The organism is Rhodococcus sp. GA1 (assembly GCF_024321955.1).
In the GTDB taxonomy this organism is placed as follows: domain Bacteria; phylum Actinomycetota; class Actinomycetes; order Mycobacteriales; family Mycobacteriaceae; genus Rhodococcus; species Rhodococcus pyridinivorans.
In genome coordinates, this window is record NZ_CP097186.1 from 142,625 (window position 1) to 158,498 (window position 15,874).

At 67.0% G+C, this 15,874-nt stretch carries 12 protein-coding genes; 5 read left to right on the forward strand and 7 right to left on the reverse strand.

The features are described 5' to 3' along the window. Positions 1–152 precede the first annotated feature (152 nt). Entirely contained in the window at positions 153–785 is a 633-nt protein-coding gene (locus M3330_RS00710; RefSeq protein WP_255026673.1) for a pyridoxamine 5'-phosphate oxidase family protein, read from the forward strand. A gap of 138 nt (positions 786–923) precedes the next feature. Beyond that, a complete protein-coding gene (locus M3330_RS00715; RefSeq protein ID WP_006551987.1) occupies positions 924–1,217 on the forward strand; it encodes a type II toxin-antitoxin system Phd/YefM family antitoxin in 294 nt (97 codons plus the stop codon). Positions 1,218–1,513: 296 nt separating this feature from the next. On the opposite strand, the gene M3330_RS00720 is transcribed toward M3330_RS00715, so the two are convergent. Continuing rightward, a complete protein-coding gene (locus M3330_RS00720) occupies positions 1,514–3,022 on the reverse strand; it encodes a YdiU family protein (RefSeq protein ID WP_112320024.1) in 1,509 nt (502 codons plus the stop codon). Positions 3,023–3,039: 17 nt separating this feature from the next. Between M3330_RS00720 and M3330_RS00725 the strand changes: the two genes are divergently transcribed. Continuing rightward, positions 3,040–4,668: a Mur ligase family protein gene (locus M3330_RS00725; protein WP_255026677.1), complete on the forward strand. Its 1,629-nt coding sequence runs from the start codon at positions 3,040–3,042 to the stop codon at positions 4,666–4,668. A gap of 14 nt (positions 4,669–4,682) precedes the next feature. On the opposite strand, the gene M3330_RS00730 is transcribed toward M3330_RS00725, so the two are convergent. Next, positions 4,683–6,266: an alkaline phosphatase gene (locus M3330_RS00730; protein WP_255026678.1), complete on the reverse strand. Its 1,584-nt coding sequence runs from the start codon at positions 6,264–6,266 to the stop codon at positions 4,683–4,685. A 154-nt stretch (positions 6,267–6,420) separates the two neighbouring features. Between M3330_RS00730 and M3330_RS00735 the strand changes: the two genes are divergently transcribed. Continuing rightward, positions 6,421–6,816, forward strand: coding sequence for a VOC family protein (locus M3330_RS00735; protein ID WP_255026679.1), 396 nt, complete (start codon positions 6,421–6,423; stop codon positions 6,814–6,816). Between the two features lie 43 nt (positions 6,817–6,859). Here M3330_RS00735 and M3330_RS00740 read toward each other — a convergent pair whose 3' ends face one another. The 5 genes from M3330_RS00740 to M3330_RS00760 all read right to left on the reverse strand — a co-directional run bounded on the left by M3330_RS00740 (position 6,860) and on the right by M3330_RS00760 (position 12,462). Further along, entirely contained in the window at positions 6,860–7,126 is a 267-nt protein-coding gene (locus M3330_RS00740; protein ID WP_033096661.1) for a hypothetical protein, read from the reverse strand. A 115-nt stretch (positions 7,127–7,241) separates the two neighbouring features. After that, a complete protein-coding gene (locus M3330_RS00745) occupies positions 7,242–7,628 on the reverse strand; it encodes a hypothetical protein (protein WP_094980503.1) in 387 nt (128 codons plus the stop codon). Positions 7,629–8,551: 923 nt separating this feature from the next. Next, positions 8,552–9,790, reverse strand: coding sequence for a VWA-like domain-containing protein (locus M3330_RS00750; RefSeq protein ID WP_200360093.1), 1,239 nt, complete (start codon positions 9,788–9,790; stop codon positions 8,552–8,554). Then, a complete protein-coding gene (locus M3330_RS00755) occupies positions 9,787–11,010 on the reverse strand; it encodes a sigma 54-interacting transcriptional regulator (protein ID WP_039587195.1) in 1,224 nt (407 codons plus the stop codon). The genes M3330_RS00750 and M3330_RS00755 overlap by 4 nt, the downstream gene beginning before the upstream one ends. Positions 11,011–11,097: 87 nt before the next feature. Then, positions 11,098–12,462 carry a hypothetical protein gene (locus M3330_RS00760; protein WP_255026680.1) on the reverse strand — a complete coding sequence of 455 codons (1,365 nt, stop codon included), beginning with the start codon at positions 12,460–12,462 and terminating at the stop codon, positions 11,098–11,100. Positions 12,463–12,645: 183 nt separating this feature from the next. Between M3330_RS00760 and M3330_RS00765 the strand changes: the two genes are divergently transcribed. After that, positions 12,646–15,864 carry an SNF2-related protein gene (locus tag M3330_RS00765; protein WP_255026682.1) on the forward strand — a complete coding sequence of 1,073 codons (3,219 nt, stop codon included), beginning with the start codon at positions 12,646–12,648 and terminating at the stop codon, positions 15,862–15,864. Positions 15,865–15,874: the final 10 nt, after the last annotated feature.

Sequence of the window (15,874 nt, forward strand, 5' to 3'; positions counted from 1 at the left end):
GTCCGTCTCGTCATCTCCGTCGTCCGGTCGACTGTCGCACTCCGTGCCTGTACACGAAGTCTGTGGTGGCGATCGTCGAGGGTCGCGAGTAGCGCACTACTCGATTCGGAATCCGGTTGACCGGCCGCGGCGGCACTGCTTCGATCGGTGCCATGAGCGACCGCACGCGCCTGACCCGCAAACCCGAACGCGGCACCGACGATCCGGCGGTGCTGCACCGGCTTCTCGACGAGGCCCGCATCGCGCACGTGGGTTTCGTCCGCGAAGGATCGCCTGTGGTGCTGCCGATGGCGGTGGGCCGCGACGGGGACCGGTTACTGCTGCACGGCTCGACCGGCGCCGGCATGTTTCTCGCCGCGCGGTCCGGGATCGAGGTGTCGGTCGCGGTGACGCATCTCGACGGGCTCGTCTTCGCCCGGTCGGCCTTCGACCACAGCATGAACTACCGCAGTGCGGTGTTGTTCGGTGTGGCCACACCGGTCGCGCCGGGCGAGAAGGAACACGCATTGAAGGTGGTGACGGAGCATCTGATTCCCGGTCGGTGGGACGAGGTCCGGTCGCCGACACCGAAAGAACTGGCCGCCACCACGGTCCTGGAAGTGCCGCTCACCGAGGTGAGCGTAAAGGTCCGGGCGGCCGGACCGGGAGAGGACGCCGGGGACGGTGAAGACCACTCCGTGTGGGCGGGAGTGGTGCCGTTGCGGACCGTCGCCGACGATCCGATCCCGTCACCGATCACCGGGTCCTCGACCGCGTTGCCACGCTCCGTGCGCGCACTTCTGTGACATCGAACGGGCTGTCCGTTGTGACATCGAAGGGGCTTTCCGTCGTGTCCGCCCCCGAATCCGACATCGGTGATGAAAGGATGCCCGCGTCGAAGGAACAGATCGGAGTCGCCGCGAGTGCCATCAACGTCCGTGTCCGTGAAAGCCGCACGCAAGCGGCTCGGTGAGCTGGTCCGGGAGGTCAACGACGAGACCGTCGCCGTCGAGATCGTCGGCAAACGCGGCACGGGCGTCCTGATCTCCAAGGACCGCTATGCGGCGCTGCAGGAAGCAACCTTCCTGCTCCGCTCCCCCGAACTAATGGACAGCCTGCGCCGGGAGATGCAACGTTCGCTCGAGGCCGCCGCGTCGACGGGCCGGCGGCAGCCGCCGGCTGCTCGCCGGCGCGCGAAGAACAAGAAGAAGCGCAAGAAACGGCGTCGCGCCCGTTGACCGTCTCCATCCCGTACATCTGCACACCGCCGCCGAGCACTGCGGCCGGGCGGTGCAGATGCCGGAAGTCTCGCCGCGAGGCGGTGAAAGCGGTCGTCCAGCTCGCCGATCCCGCGGCCGCCTCCGACGCGAACTCGCCACCTGCAAGTACCCGACCGGAGTCGAGTCCGTGCGTAACCGGCCGCGCGATCCGACCCGCACCCGACTGGTCCAGAATCGACCGAGACCGGTGTTGTTCGCGAAATCCGTTGGGAACTCGCGAACAACACCGGTCTCGATTCGTCAGTATCGGGCGGTCAGGTGCCGCAGAAGGTCCGGAAGGACTCGGCGAACGAACGCGGTGCGGGCGAGACATATTCGTTCCACTCGGCACGCGCCTCGAAGGGATGTGTGACGACCTCGAGCAGTCTCGCGAACGGCTCGAGGTCGCCGCCGGTCGCTGCCTTCAGCGCGGCGTCGACCTGATGATTGCGCGGGATGTACAGCGGGTTGACGCGGTCCATCGCCTCCGCCCTCTCCCCTGCTGCCCGGTCGTCCCGCTCGGCCGCGGCGTGCCAGCGTTCGAGCCACGGCGCCGAGCGCTCACGCGGCACGAGTCCGTCGAGGGGTGCCGGATTGCCGCGCAGTTCGTCGGCGAGGGCACGGAAGGTCACCGTCCAGTCGGCGCGGTGCTCTTCCAGCAGCGTCAACAGATCGTCGACCAGTTCCTGATCGAGAGAGTCCTCCGGGAGACCGAGTTTGGCGGCCAGACCGGACCGGTAGTGACGCTCGTAGCGGGTGTCGAAACTGTCCAGAACAGCGGTGACCGCGGCGATCGCCGCATCCGGAGTCGAATCGACGAGTCTGAGCAGGGTTTCGGCGAAACGCGCCAGATTCCATTTCAGGACGGCGGGCTGGTTGCCGAACGCATAGCGCCCGCTGTGGTCGATGGAACTGAACACCGCCGCCGGATCGAAGGCGTCGACGAAGGCGCACGGACCGTAGTCGATGGTCTGCCCCGAGATGGTGGTGTTGTCGGTGTTCATCACCCCGTGGACGAAACCGACGAGCATCCACTGCGCCACCAGCGACGCCTGCGCCTCGACCACGGCGGTGAACAGTCCCAGGTAGCGGTTGTTCTCGCCGGTCTCCGGCAGGTCGAGCAGATCCGGATAGTGCCGGGCGATCGCGTGGTCCGCCAGTGCACGCACGACCTCTCCCTGCCGCGCCGCGAACTCGAAGGTCCCCACCCGCAGGTGGCTGGCCGCGACACGGGCCAGCACCGCGCCGGGCTCGGCACCCTCGCGGTGGACCGGCCGACCGGTCGCCACCACCGACAATGAACGGGTGGTCGGAATGCCGAGGGCGTGCATGGCCTCGCTCACCAGATACTCGCGCAGCATCGGCCCGACGACCGCGAAGCCGTCCCCACCCCGGGAGAACGGAGTGGGCCCCGAACCCTTGAGATGGAGATCGACGCGGTCACCGTCCGCGTCGACGAGTTCACCGAGCAACAACGCCCGACCGTCGCCGAGCAGCGGAGCGTATCCGCCGAATTGATGTCCGGCATAGGCCATCGCGACCGGCTTGGCACCCGCCGGCACCTCCGCGCCGGCCAGGACGGCGACGCCGTCGGCGCTGCGCAACGCCGCCACGTCCAGTCCCAGCGACACCGCGAGGTCCTCGTTGAGCGCGAGCAGTTCCGGGTCGGGGGCCTCGGCGCCCTGCCACGGCACCGACAATCCGCTCAATTCGTCGGCGAAGGAACTGCCGAGACCGGATATCGTGGTGTTCGTGCCGACGGGGAAATCCGGAATCGCAGTCATCCTTCGAGGGTAACCGTGTGAGACCGACGCATGTCGCGGGCGAGGAGCACGCCGGTGGAGCCCGGTCACCGGCGGCGCATCATTCCGTCCCGGACCGGGTATCCGCCCCCGTGCACACCGACCCGGACGATCCTCGCCGTCCCATCCGGCGGATCCAGGTCCGCGACGTCGCCGAGCACCTCCGCGATGTCCTGCGATCCGGACCAGCGGACCGGCACGACCATGTGATCACCGGCATCAGCGACGATTCCCGGACGGTGCGCCCCGGCGATCTGTACGTAGCGCTACCCGGACACCACGCCCACGGCCTGGACTTCGAAGCCGAAGCCGCCACCCATGGCGCGGTCGCGGTGCTCAGCGACCGGCCGTCGCGCCTGCTGCCCGCCTTCGTGGTCGATCGACCGCGCGACGTGGTCGGCCCGTTGGCGTCGTGGATCCTCGGGCATCCCTCCCACGACCTGCAGGTCCACGGCATCACCGGCACCAACGGCAAGACGAGCGCGACCTATCTCCTCGACACCGCACTCGCGGCCACCGGCGTGGTGACCGGCATGATCGGCGGGGTCGTCGTGCGCGGTCCGGCCGGCACACGACCCGCGACCCGCACCACTCCCGAGGCCTCGGTCGTGCACCGCACGCTTGCCGAGTTCCGTGACCAGGGCGTGCAGGCGGTGACGCTCGAGGTGTCCTCGCACGGCATCAGTCAGGGCCGCGTCGACGGTGTGCGTTTCCGTACCGTCGCCTTCACCAATCTCGGGCGCGACCACCTCGACTTCCACCACACGATGGAGCAGTACTTCGCCGCCAAGGCGGCACTGTTCACCGCCGACCGCACGCAGACGGCCGTGGTGAACATCGACGACGAGTACGGCCGACGTCTGGCTGCCTCCGTCGACGTGCCGCTGTGGACGCATTCGACCCGCGATCCCCGCGCCGACGTGTACGCGGACACGATCCGGTGCGATCTCCACGGCACCACCTTCACCGTGCACACACCGGCCGGGAGTGCGCCGGTGCGACTGTCGCTGCTCGGGCCGCACCAGGTGGCCAATGCGCTGACGGCGCTCACCTCGGTGGCCGCCGTCGACGGCGACGTCCTGCAGGCCGCGGCGGGTCTGGAAACCCTCGCGGGTGTGCCCGGCCGACTCGAACGCGTCGACACCGGCGAAGGCGTTCTCGCGCTCGTGGACTACATGCACAACACGTCCGGGCAACGCGAACTGCTGCCCTTCCTCCGGTCGCTCGCCCCCGAGCGGCGACTGGTCCTCGTGATCAGCGCGACCGGAGAACGCTATCCCGGCAAGCGATTTCCGCTCGGGCACACCGCCGCGACCTACGCCGACGTGGTGGTCGTGACCGACGACAGTCCCCTCTCGGAGGACCCGCGGGTGCTCAGGGATGCGGTCGCCGAAGGTGCCTTCGCAGCGCGCAGTGCCCGCGTCGTCGTCGAGGCCGACCGACGTCGCGCGTTCGACATCGCCATCGCCCACACCGGTCCCGGAGACGTCGTCGTCGTGGCCGGACGGGGATGCGAGCCACGCCTGGTCTCCGGGGACACGGTGCAGGTGTTCGACGACCGGGACGAACTGCGGCGCGCACTGCACCGCGCGCACCGGAGGTCCACCTCGCGCGTGCCCCGCTGCTGAGGACTGCCGGGTTCCTAGGCCTGCAGGCCGGGTTGCCCGGGCAGGATCGTGAACGACGCCGCCGTCGACACCGGCGCGTCCGGTTCGGTGACCGTGTCGAGCACCCGGAAGTCGGCGTGCACGGCGTCCGGGGTGATCATGGTACGCACGTAACCGCGCCGGTCGTTGTGGAACTTCAGGTGCGGGTTCGCCGGCATGTGGTCGACCTGCGTCGCGCCGGTTCCGTTGCCGTTCGACGTGATCGACGTGCACACCAGTTCCGAACCCACTACCGGCGCGTCGGGATCGGTGAAGTCGACCTTGATGTCGTTGGCCCAGTGCCGGTGCACGTCGCCGGTGAGCACGACGGCGTTGCGTACCGGCGAATCCACCCAGCCCTGGGTGATCCGACGACGTGACGCCGCGTACCCGTCCCAACCGTCCATACTCACCTCGTCGCCCTCAGGGCTCGGGTCCTTGTCCTGTTCGGCGAAGAACACCTGCTGACCGAGGAAGTCCCACTGCGCGGTGGAGGTGCGGAAACCGTCGAGCAGCCACTGTTCCTGTTCGGTTCCGGTGAGTGTTCGTGCCTCGTCGTGACGTTCGGCGACGTTCTTCTTCCACCCGTCGCCGGCGGCCTGATCGTCGCGATACTGGCGGGTGTCGAGCATGTGGAAGTTGGCGAGATTCCCCCACTGGATCCGCCGGAAGATCTTCATGTCGTGCCCCCGCGGTGTCGACGAGGGTCGCAGCGGCATGTTCTCGTAGTAGGCCTGGAAGGCGGCGGCGCGGCGGGCGAGGAAGTTCTCGGTGGTCTCGTTGCTCTGAGCGGCGTCGGTGTTCTCCGGAATCGTTCCGGCCCAGTTGTTGTCGACCTCGTGGTCGTCCCACACCACCAGCCACGGTGCGATCGCGTGCGCGGCCTGCAGATCGGCGTCGGCCTTGTACTGGGCGTGACGTTGCCGGTAGTTCGCCAGGGTGACCGTCTCGGGTCCGTCGAGCGAGCGGACGAGACCGGTGTCGCTGGTGTAACCGCCGCTGGTGTACTCGTACAGGTAATCCCCTAGGTGCAGAACGAGATCAGGGTTGTCCTCCGCCATGCGCCGGTAGGCGGTGAACCAGCCGTGTTCGTACTGCGCGCAGCTCGCGAACGCCATCGTCAGAGCCGCCGCGGTCTCGGTGGCCGACGGTGTCGTCAGCGCCCGCCCCACCGCACTCATGTGGTCGCCGGTACGGAACCGGTAGAAGTACTCCCGGCCCGGACGCAGCCCGAACAGTTCGACGTGCACGGAGTGGGCGCTGTCGGGGACGGCTCGTTCCTCACCGCGTGCGACGACACGGGTCATCTTCTCGTCCTCCGCGACCTCCCACTGCACGGTGACGGGACGGTTCGGCATGCCGCCGAGTCCGTCCTCGGCGAGCGGGTCGAGCGCGAGGCGGGTCCAGATCACGAATCCGTCCGGCACCGGGTCGCCCGAGGCGACACCCAGCAGGAAGGGGTCGCCCTTCACTCCCGGCGCGTCGGCGCGCGCGTATCCGGTGACACCGACGGAGGTGGCTGCGGTGACGACAGTGATTCCGAGTCCGGCCGAAAGGAACGATCTACGTGACAAAGGCATGGCCACGGAAGGTAGTGGCCGAATCTCCTTCGCACGGACTACGTTACCGAACGTAGGAAGAACACTCGGAAACATTTGGGGATACGCCGACAGGGGTCGGCAGCACCGCATCGAGGTCTACGATGAGGAGGGGCCTCGAACGGAGGAGACTGTCATGGTTTTTCCCGCACTCACCCACGTCGCCGTCACCGTCTCGGATCTGGCCGCGAGCACGGCCTGGTACTCGAACCTCTTCGACGCCACACCCGTCCTCGACGAGGACGACGAATCGGGCACCTTCCACCATGCGGTCTTCGCACTCGACGGTGGCACGTTGTTCGGGCTGCACACCCATTCCGGTTCGGCGTCGCAAGGGTCCTTCGACGAACGGAACACCGGGCTCGACCACATCGCGTTCGGTTGCACGGCCGACGAACTAGAGAAGTGGCGCGACCGGCTCGACAGTCTGGGTATCCCACACGGGGACATCAAGAACGCCTCGTACGGTTCCGGGCTGTCCTTCCGCGATCCCGACAACATCGCGCTCGAATTCTTCGCGCCGCCGAGCTGATCACCCTCGCCCCCAGCGACGATCCGCCGCGCCCGGATGCTCTCTAGCGCAACCTCCGCCGCGGACGATAGCTCAGTCGCGGACGATAGATCGACGTTGCCCATTGAATGGCGTCCTCGAGTTGCCGCTCGCTCATCTCGAACACTTCGTCGACCTCCGGCTCCACCGGCTCGCAGGGGCAGTAACCGTTTGCAGGTCCGGCATAGGTGGACAGGACGGCACCACCTTCCACGACGAACACCCCGGGGTAGATCTCGCACGCGAAACGCCGGTTCGCCAGGACCCGATGGGTGACCTTGACTTCGTACACCTTCGTTACCTCCTCGGAAGCCCGAGTGTTCGGACCGGGTAATTTGCAAACCTGCAGAACTCCGCAGCGAACCGATCGAGTCGAATACTCGCGGTCGTCCAGCGATTGCTCGAATTCACGCCTGACGGCACGATGCTTCGCTCTGCCTCGACGGGAGTTCCGCGAACGAGGCCAGAGCAGCAGCGGGAAGTTGCCGACAATGCGACGGCTTGTATGCCGACTGACGTTTACGCATCAAGTCGAGGTTGAACTTCGCAGCCGCAGCGCGGACGTGCTTCGATTTCAGAGCTGAACGCACGAAGCGGATGTCATCGACAATCAAGCACTGCTCGAATCCTCCGCCGGACTTGTGGGTCCCCTCGCCGAACATCACTCCCCGAGCGGCGAGCAACACCCGGCCCCACCTACTGACCGGGAGATAGCGACTATCCACGAAGAACACGGCGGCTATGTCGTCCGACTCGTCGGAGACCGCAATGTAGAACGTCTCCAGGGCAGCCATGGAGATGCAGAAGATTCGCCTGCGGTTGGAACTCGGGAAACAACTCACCGTCCAGAATGTCGCCTCGGTACGGCACGGATACGGCACGCAGCGGGAAGGTACAGTCCAAGCGCCGCGACGATCTGGTCGTATCGAGGGTGTTCCTGGAGCCGTCGGAAGTCGCCGGCGTGATCCTTGATACGTTCGAGGCCCTCGCGTTCGTGGTCGAACGGGGAAGGGCTGATTTCGACCCACCGGTCACTGCGCACCGGGTTCCCCCTCTTCATTCCGATCGTTCACGTCCGTCACAACGTACCCGGACACACACAGTAGGGATCAGCGGCTATCCGGATCAGGACAAGGACTGTCGGACGCCCCAAGCACCAGGAGCATTCGAAGCTGGAGAAGTCAGACGGATTCGGCAAGCAAAGACTCGTCACCGACACGGACCAGCGACTTCTTCAAGCGTGGACTCGGACGATTCGACTCGAGCCAGCGCTTGATCGCCATCTTCTGATCCGACTTCGACAATCGACTCAGACCGAGGTTGTTGATCAACTGGCCGACGGCCCGCGGCTCCGAACGCTGAGTCTCAGGCGGATGAAAGCCTCTGTCGTCCCACCGACGACACCGAAGTCCGACATCAGATCACGTCCGCTTCCAGAACCGGCAGGACAACGCCAGAGCAGTCGGAATGACTGATCCGGCCCACGCGATGGGAGCGACCTGGGCCGAGCAGTGGCTCGCATCGGTACCGGAGGATCCGCTGAATCCGCTCGTAGAGTCGATCTGATCGCTGACACCGCTTCGACGCAGCGCGCTGCGCCTGGGTAAATTCCGCGGGCGCAACACTCCGACAACCACGCGGCCTCGATGGCATTCCCACCCGAGAGCACCAGCGAGCGCCCCACGTCCCCTCCCTCATGGCTTCGTTCCGGTGCCCTTCAGATCGCAGATGTGCCGATCTGCACCACACGCGCCCATTCCGGCGGCCTGTCCGGAACGAAGTCGGGGTTCGATTCGCTGCGGGTCGCAATGCGGGGGAACAGACCGACGATCGTCCGGCACCCCGGACGGCTGCTGGGCCAGGGGGTTTCCCCGTCGGTGAGCACCACCATTACATCCGGCCGGGGCCGAAGACGCAGCATCCGGGCGAATCCGGCGCGCAGATCCGTGCCACCGCCTCCGACCAGCGGAATGTCCTCGGCCTGACACAGCGGGTGCACGATCCGCGCGGCCGCGTCACAGGACAGCACCGTGACCAGGTCACGACGCCCTCCCACGGCCCGCGCGATAGCGGCGACCTCGAGCAGTGCACTGCCCAGATCCGCGTCGCTCACCGAGCCGGAGGTGTCGACGATGACACCGACCCGCGGCGGGGTTCGCCGCAGGCTCGGCAGCACCGCTCCGGGCACGGCAGCAGAGCGCCGCGCCGGCCGGCGGTAGGTGTAGTCGTCACCGGCGCCGGACGCGGAGGTGGCCGAGCGGATCGCCGCCCCCAACAGAGTTCGCCACGGCTGCGTCGGGTGCAGAGCTTCCTCCGCCCACCGCTGCCACCCGCGGGGTGCACTGCCCGGCTGCCCGATGATGCTGTGCGCCACCCGGAAGCGCACAGCGTCCCGTTGCTCGTCGCTGAGCGCGTTCGCCCCTTCCGGTCCCCACTCCCACTCACGGCTCAGTCCGTCGGCACCGCTGCCGCAGTCGAGCCAGGCCAGCCTGTCGGTGCACGGACCGAGGCCGAACTGCTGCAGATAGTCCTCCATGAGCTGACCGGCGGGCAACTGCAGGGTCGACGGCAGAACGGCGTCGTCGGGTAGGGGCAATCCGTCACCGAACGCATCGTCGTTGATCTCCGCGTCGGCGGCGATGTTCATGCGTAGTCGATCGGCGCGACCGCCCAGGTCGTGCGCGCGGGCGTAGCGGTCGCTGCGGCCGTGGTGGTCGCGCAGTACGTGCGAGACCTGGTGAACAAGGACTGACGCCAGTTCCTCGACCGGCCGCTGAGCGACGAAGACGGGTGAGATGTAGCAGCGCCAGTGCCGGTCCACACCGATCGTCGGTACGCGAGGCGATGCGACGATGTGCAGCGCGTGCAAGGCGGTCGCGAGATACGGCCGGGCGCGCACGGCATACAACCGTGCGGCATAGATCCTGTTCGCGTCGAATGCCGGTGACGTCGTCATCGGCCGACTTGCGCGGCAGCGTCGTCCGCTGATCGCGCGACCGAGACGACACCGGCAAGCTCGTCGATCGATGCCGGCACCTCCCAGTCGTCGCGGCGCAAGGTGGCCAGTGTGGTCGCCGGCACAACCACGAGATCGGGCGGCCCGGATTCCACCGCAGTGGCCAGCAGTGCCCACGCCGCGTCCCAGCGGGGTTTGTCCGGCCGTCGGCGGACCGCGGCAACCACCGCGTCGAGCACGGCCTGGCGCAGATCGCCGCGCTCGGGAAGATCGGCAGCCGCCGGATCGGCGAGCAGCGCCTCCGGATCCGGAAGGTCCATACGCTCGATGGCGGCCAGCAGCTCGAAACCGGGTCCGTCACCGACACTCCCCCGAACCAGGAGGGACAGCACATCCTTCGACGACGAGGTGGCGGTGGCGAACGCGATCAGCCGCACGGTCATGTCCCAGCTCCGCGGCGACGGCCAGGCACTGCCACGACGGGTCTGACTGCTGGGGAGTTGATGTACGAGGGCGGGCCGGGCGGCGAGGAGTTCACAGACCGCGCGGCGGGCGAACGTCACGGCGTCGGAGAACTTCTCCGGATCGAGGCGCGGCAGCGTCGCGCGTGGCCAGGTTCCGCCGAGACCTCGGACGACCACGTCGTGGTCGTAGGTCCAGTTCAGATGCACGAATCGGTTCGCCAAAGGTGGGCTCAGCTCCCAGCCGTCCGCTGCCGAGGACGGTGGGTTGGCGGCGGCGACGATGCGGATACCGGTCGGGAGTTGCAGTGCCCCGATTCGTCTTTCGAGGACGATACGGAGCAGGGCCGCCTGCACGGCGGGTGGTGCCGTCGACAATTCGTCCAGGAACAACAGTCCCCGCCCGGCCTGCACGAGCCGGACCGCCCAGTCCGGGGGTGCCATGGGGACTCCGTGAGTTGCGGGATCGTCGCCGAGAACGGGCAGACCCGAAAAGTCCGACGGCTCGTGCACACTCGCGATGACAGTGGTCAGCGGCAGGTCGACGGTCTCGGCGAGCTGGGTCAGGGCGGCGGTCTTGCCGATTCCCGGTTCACCCCACAGCAGTACCGGTAGATCGGCGGCGACCGCCACGGCGAGGGCTTCGAGTTGGTCGTTGGGGCGAGGCTCGGTGGTGACCGCGTCGAGCATCGCCGACAACGCTGCAGCACTGTCGAGTTCGTTGTTCGTGGACCGGGCAGGAAGGAGTGGGGACGACATGTGTACCACCTGTGATGTCGGAAGGAACAGCAGGACACGAACGGTAGGACGCCCTGCGGAACAGCGGGCTTCGAGAAGGAAAGAGATTCAGTGTGATCGGGTGCGACGCGACCATCCGAGTCGGCGAGGTCGCGATGCGGGCGGCGGTCCCAGCGGTTCGGAGAGATACCGGTCGTAGATGGTGCGGCGGTCCGCGGAGGTCCGGAGTTCGTCCAGCAGAGGTCCGTCACGGAGGACCGCGTCGGGACCGAGCAGCCCTTCGACGACTGCCAGCGCCCCGGCGGCATCTCCGTGATCCAGGCGTTCACGAACGCCCGGCAGGCAGTCGGGACGGCGATGCGCCTGGTCGATGGCGTGAAGACACGGCAATGGAGTGCCGCCCAGTCGGGCGAGCAGTTCTTCGCGCCGGATCTCGGCGGGATCATGGTCGAGCGCGGTCAGGACGCCGTCGACCAGCCCGAGCCGGTGCCGTTCTCCACGGCAATCGATCAGGTGAGTTCGATTCCCCCGCTTCGGTATCCGGGGTGCTTGCGGCGGTGGCCGACCCGGATCCAGCGCTGCGGCGACCAGCGGGTGCAGACGGTCGGCGGTGATTGCTCCCGACCGGAGCAACGTCAGGTCTGGGGGCACCCAGATCGCGGCCTCGGGCAGCACCGGCAGCGCAGCGAGCCGGCCGCGCGGGTAGTCGTCCACAACACGCAATGCCACGGGATCCATACCGCCGGCCGGTTCCACCACTACGTCGAGTCGACCCCCGCATCGCACCCGCACGGGACCGTCACGGTGCCCGTCCGTGCGGAGCAGGATGCCGGATTCTGCAGCCCAGCGGTCGACGGCGCAGTTCTCCGGGATCATCGCGGCCAGACTGGGGGCGAACGCGGTGGTGGCCGGCACCTGCCCTGTGCCACCGCGTAGTCGCAGTTCAGCGGACCTGCGGACATCCCACAGGTGCCGGTGGAGGTCGAGGCGGAACCGTCTGTTGGGGCGTGGATGGGGATGGTTCGTCAAATCCGAGCCGTCCCACAACGTCAGCGCGATCCGCTGCCCCGCATCCGCCCAGGCCGGAGCGGTCCGAACGATCAGATGCATGGAACTGTTCGCACCGCAGCGTTTTCTGTGCTCATGCGGCCCGTACCGGGCCAGCGAGATGGTCAGCCCCGGGCGTAGTAGTCCGTCGGGAGCTACGCGCGGTAGGTGCCAGCGCAGCAGGTCGGGGGCCAGGTGTCGTAGATCGTCGAGGACCTGCGACGCAACCTCGACGCCGTGCCTGTTGCGCAGTACGCGTAGGTCGAGGTCGGGGTCGAATCCCGCTGCGGCACAAGCGCCACGCCAGTCACCTGCACGGCGTCGGTCGGTCGCGTCCTCGATCATGGACGGCGGCACGGCGAACTCGCGCACGCGCAGCCAGAAGGACAGTCGGGGATCGGTCCCGTTCGCAGTCGGAGGGTGCATCAGCACTCACCGTGTGCGAACTGGGCCCCCAATCTTTGATCAGAGAAGGTTGTCATCGGCGCAATCGTAGCGTGTCGTGGCACGTGCGGCCAGTACGCGCGGCCGGTTGCCGCCTCGGGCGTGCTTCCGGTTGCGCTGGGGGTCGCATTCGCGCACGAGGTGCTGGACATAGACTGCTCACCCATGTCCGGGAATCCCGCCTTCGACCACCTCATCCGGTCCTTGATCGCCGCGGTCGGCGGGCCCACATTCGACCGCGGCAGCCGTTACGCCGAGCGGGGCGCGGTCGTCGATTGCGGATTCGACGAGGACGATCTCGTCGGTTTCGGAAGAATCGCCGGCACACGGATGTATCAGGCCGTCGTTCAACTGCACCCCGGGCCACGGGGACTCGAGTACGAGCACGGCGAATGCTCGTGCCCGGTCGGCTACGACTGCAAGCACACCGTGGCGCTTCTTCTCACATTGCTTGCCCCGCAGGAGGATACGACCCCGAAGACGCCCTCGTGGGAGGCACCGTTCGAAGCGATGTTCGAGGACCACGAGACCGGTAACGGCGTGCCCCTTGCCCTGCAACTGGCGTTGACACAACGAGCACACGCTCCGGCGCCGATGCTCACCGCGCGGGTGCTGCGGCCCGGCCGCACGGGATGGGTGTCCGGCAACATCTCGTGGCAGAACCTGGCCTACACCTACGACGTGAACAAGCAGCATCAGCAGTTGCTGCTCGAATTCGCAGCGCTGGTACAGGCATCGACACGCAGTTACTACAGTTCCGCCTCGAGCACCGTCGACCTGTCCGCAGTGTCGCCGCGACTGTGGTCGCTGCTCGACGATGCCCACCGCCTCGGGATCGAGCTGCGCTACGCGAAGAAGAAGCACGGTGCGGTGCCGCCGCCAGGCACCGCCGATGTGCATGTCGACGTCGCCGATTCGGGTGACGGCCTGACCGTCACCCCAGCCCTGCACATCGGCGACGATTCGACCGGGGCCGCGGTCGCGTTCATCGGTGCCCCCGCCCATGGCGTCGTCTACCTCCCGTCCGGGGATCACGACGGCGGCGCGCCGGCAGATCTACCGTTCCGTCTCGCGCAACTCCGCAACCCCGTTGCCGCCGGCATGCAGCGACTGCTGCAGAGCGGCGGTGCGCTCACCGTGCCGGCAGATCAGGTGCCGCGGTTCGCGACCACCTACTACCCGCGTCTGCACCGAGCAGCGACCGTCACCTCCGTCGACGGCTCGTTCACGGCACCGACCGTGACGGGGCCGGCGCTGCTCCTGCACGTCGCGTTCCGCCCTCAGCATCGCGCCGATCTGCACTGGCAGTTCGTCTACACCGTCGGCGACGGCGAATATACGGTCGAGTTGTACGAACATCTCGGCGACACCGTCCGCGACCGCGACGTCGAGGACGCGCTGCTCACCGAGATCCGACCGGTGGTCGCCCCGTTCGGATTGGACAACTCCGTCGACCGGCAGCTGTTCTCCCGCGTCACCATCGTCGATCTCAACACCGCACGACTGGTATCCGAGGTGTTGCCACTACTGTCCGGCCGTGACGACGTGCAGGTGCGCGTCGAGGGCACCCCCGCCGACTACCGAGACGTCGGCGACAGCCTGCGCATCGGACTGTCCACCAAGGCCACCGCCGACTCCGACTGGTTCGATCTGGACATCACCATCGAACTCGACGGGGCCACCCTCCCTTTCCGGGAGGTGTTCACCGCACTCAGCGAGGGCGCGGCAACTCTGATGCTGCCCGACGGGGCCTACCTGCCCCTGGACAAACCCGCACTGCAACAACTGCGCCGACTCGTCGACGAAGCCCGCGCACTGCACGAAAACAACGATCCGGATCGATTGCAGCTGAGCCGATTCCAAGCCGGGATCTGGGAGGAACTGGCGGCGCTCGGTGTCGTCGACAAGCAGGCCGCGGCCTGGAAGAAACAGGTACAAGGACTTCTCGACGTGAAGGCCACAGCAAAGACCCGGGTGCCGAAGGCATTACAGGCGACGCTGCGGCCGTACCAGCTCGACGGATTCCGGTGGTTGACGTTCCTGTGGACGCACGGACTCGGCGGAATCCTCGCCGACGACATGGGCCTCGGCAAGACCCTGCAGTCGCTTGCACTGATCTGCCACGCGCGCGCGAAGCGACCCGCGGATGCCCCGGTACTCATCGTCGCGCCGACCTCGGTGGTTCCGAACTGGGCCACCGAAGCCCGGCGATTCGTACCGGATCTGAATGTCGTCGCGATCACCGAGACGTCGGGCAAACGCGGTGCGTCGCTGGGCGAACTGATCGACGGCATCGACGTCGTCGTCACGTCCTACACGTTGCTGCGCTTGGACATCGACGATTATCTCGAACGGGATTGGTCGATGTTGCTGCTCGACGAAGCCCAGTTCGTCAAGAACCACCGGGCGAAGGCATATCAGTGCGTGCGGCAGATCGAGGCACCACTGAAGGTCGCAATCACCGGCACTCCGATGGAGAACAATCTGATGGAGTTGTGGTCGCTGCTGTCGATCACGGCGCCCGGCCTGTTCCCTCATCCGACGAAGTTTCAGGACTACTATCGCAAACCCATCGAGACAGGCAGCAACCCCGAACTGCTGGTGCAGTTGCGGCAGCGCATCAAACCGCTGATGTTGCGTCGCACGAAGGAACAGGTCGCCACCGACCTGCCGGAGAAACAGGAGCAGGTGCTCGAGGTGGAGCTCGCACCGAAACACCGTGCCCTCTACGACCGGCAGTTGCAGCGGGAGAGGCAGAAGATTCTCGGGCTCGTCGACGACCTCGACAGCAACCGCTTCACGATCCTGCGGTCGCTGACCTTGCTGCGGCAGATGAGTCTCGATCCGGCGCTGGTCGACGACGCGCACGGCACAGTCGGCTCCGCGAAGATCGATGCGCTGCTCGAACAGCTCGACGACGTGATCGCCGGCGGGCACCGGGCCTTGGTGTTCAGCCAGTTCACCGGGTTCTTCGACCGGGTCCGGACACGGCTCGACGCTGCCGGAATCGACTACCTGTATCTGGACGGCAAGACCCGCAAACGCGGAAAAGTGCTCGAGGACTTCAAGTCCGGGGTGGCGCCGGTGTTCCTCATCAGCCTCAAGGCCGGCGGGTTCGGCCTGAATCTGGTGGAAGCGGACTACTGTTTCCTGCTCGACCCGTGGTGGAACCCCGCGACCGAAGCGCAGGCCGTCGACCGTACCCACCGCATCGGGCAGACCCGCAACGTCATGGTGTACCGGCTGATCGCCCGCGACACCATCGAAGCGAAGGTGCGGGCGCTGCAATTGCGCAAGGCGGAGCTGTTCTCGTCGGTCGTCGACGACGGAGAGATGTTCTCGTCGGCCTTGACCGCCGACGACATCCGCGCACTGCTGGCGTAATCGCCCCGTG

Coding starts and splice junctions, on each gene's coding strand:
- M3330_RS00765 (WP_255026682.1), top strand. CDS start 12,646: ATGTCCGGGAATCCCGCCTTCGACCACCTCATCCGGTCCTTGATCGCC.
- M3330_RS00755 (WP_039587195.1), bottom strand. CDS start 11,010: ATGTCGTCCCCACTCCTTCCTGCCCGGTCCACGAACAACGAACTCGAC.
- M3330_RS00735 (WP_255026679.1), top strand. CDS start 6,421: ATGGTTTTTCCCGCACTCACCCACGTCGCCGTCACCGTCTCGGATCTG.
- M3330_RS00720 (WP_112320024.1), bottom strand. CDS start 3,022: ATGACTGCGATTCCGGATTTCCCCGTCGGCACGAACACCACGATATCC.
- M3330_RS00730 (WP_255026678.1), bottom strand. CDS start 6,266: ATGCCTTTGTCACGTAGATCGTTCCTTTCGGCCGGACTCGGAATCACT.
- M3330_RS00745 (WP_094980503.1), bottom strand. CDS start 7,628: ATGGCTGCCCTGGAGACGTTCTACATTGCGGTCTCCGACGAGTCGGAC.
- M3330_RS00710 (WP_255026673.1), top strand. CDS start 153: ATGAGCGACCGCACGCGCCTGACCCGCAAACCCGAACGCGGCACCGAC.
- M3330_RS00750 (WP_200360093.1), bottom strand. CDS start 9,790: ATGACGACGTCACCGGCATTCGACGCGAACAGGATCTATGCCGCACGG.
- M3330_RS00760 (WP_255026680.1), bottom strand. CDS start 12,462: ATGCACCCTCCGACTGCGAACGGGACCGATCCCCGACTGTCCTTCTGG.